Origin of the sequence: Psychrobacter sp. FME5, assembly GCF_014861375.1 — a bacterium.
GTDB lineage: Bacteria > Pseudomonadota > Gammaproteobacteria > Pseudomonadales > Moraxellaceae > Psychrobacter.
The window spans coordinates 1-1,401 of sequence record NZ_RRYX01000227.1 but is presented as its reverse complement, the minus strand read 5'-3'; the positions used below and the strand labels follow the sequence as shown (position 1 = coordinate 1,401).

At 37.3% G+C, this 1,401-nt stretch carries 1 protein-coding gene and 1 pseudogene; both read right to left on the bottom strand.

The window, feature by feature from the left end; genetic code table 11:
* A pseudogene (locus EI161_RS14385) lies at nucleotides 1–494 on the bottom strand (transcriptional antiterminator); the annotation flags it as partial.
* A 19-nt stretch (nucleotides 495–513) separates the two neighbouring features.
* Nucleotides 514–1,293, bottom strand: a complete 780-nt coding sequence (locus tag EI161_RS14380; protein ID WP_225735421.1) for a Mu transposase C-terminal domain-containing protein — start codon at nucleotides 1,291–1,293, stop codon at nucleotides 514–516.
* Nucleotides 1,294–1,401: the final 108 nt, after the last annotated feature.

Sequence of the window (1,401 nt, the reverse complement as noted above, 5' to 3'; positions counted from 1 at the left end):
GCTGCGTAATTAAAATCTCCCAAGTTTGGTTCTACGGATTTGACGGCAGGGGTCAATAGGATTTTATTGAGAGTGGTGGTTTTGCCACTACCTGAGCAACCTATAAAAGCTAGACTGCGGGCTGTAGAGGTTATGGTTGGAAACCTAAATGAATCATCTTCGCCCGACATTAATCTTTCATAACCATTCTGAAGACGAGTATTTAGTGATCCATCTTTAGGGTTGCGCCCTACATATCCCTCACGAATCATTATTGATAGTTTCTTTTCAAGATCAATATGACGATTAATAGGATAAAAAAACTGTTCCATCATTTGTGATATCAAATGAGCTCGTACTGATGCTGATGCCTGAGTATCATAAGACGTAAAATCTATGGCACCTTGTATTTTCTCTGCAACTTGTCTTGGCTCTAAAACTGCAGGCAATGCTTCAATAAATGGATTACCTTTATAGGAGCCAAAGCTTTTTCTGTAGACAGCATTAATCATCATTAGCCTCAATCACTTGCCATTAGTCATCATCAGATAAAATGTTATGATAGATAGGATATTTTAGTGCCAGTTCTTCATCACTTAATTGGCTTTTATTCTGTTCTTTTGTTATTGTTTTTGGCAATTGAATTATCTTACCTGTCCGAGCTTTGTTCTTTTGTCTGCTTTGCCGCTCTTCATCTTTAGCTTGTCTTCTATTATCGTTAATATTGGCTAACTGGGCAGTCTTAGTTTGAAATGTTTTGGGCTTAGACTTTATGGCTTTTTGTATAATCTTCTCATTTTCTCGCTCAAGCTCTTCTAAAGCTAAACTACTTTTAGTTTCTTGTGTTGCAAATGTCTTTTTCTGTTCTTGCTGAATCTGCCAAACTTCCCAAAAGCTACAGTATCTAAACTCTCTAGACCGATCAGATAAATGAGCTTGCCAATACTTCAGGCTATCTTTTTCATAAAATACATAGAGTGTATTTGCATCAATGGGGTCGTAAGCAACCACTAGCGATTTAGGCCTATTAACTGCGTTTTTTCGGTGGAGCCAACCCTGTTCTCTTATTTCTGCACAAATATAGTAATTACCAAAAAGCTTAATACCTAAATCTGACAAAGTGCCTTTTTTTCTAGGTAATAATGCAATGTGTAGAGACTTCTCTGACACAGAGCGTAGCTTGCCTGTTCGATGTTGTAGCCCCCAATTCCACAGTTGCAGAGGAACTGCTGGTAAGTCTGATGGCATATCACTATCTCTATCATAATGTCTTAATTGATGGGTATTGTTATGCATTAAAATAGAGTTAATCATGATTTTAGTGAAGTCTGAGATTGTTAAACTAGCATCTAAACGATAGTCTCTTCTGAGCTATGCTGAAGAAACCGTAGAGATAAACTTGGTAAACTAACGACTCGATGA

What these genes read in the sequence shown, in the direction of transcription:
- EI161_RS14380 (WP_225735421.1), bottom strand. Translation starts at nt 1,293, where the DNA reads ATGATTAACTCTATTTTAATGCATAACAATACCCATCAATTAAGACAT.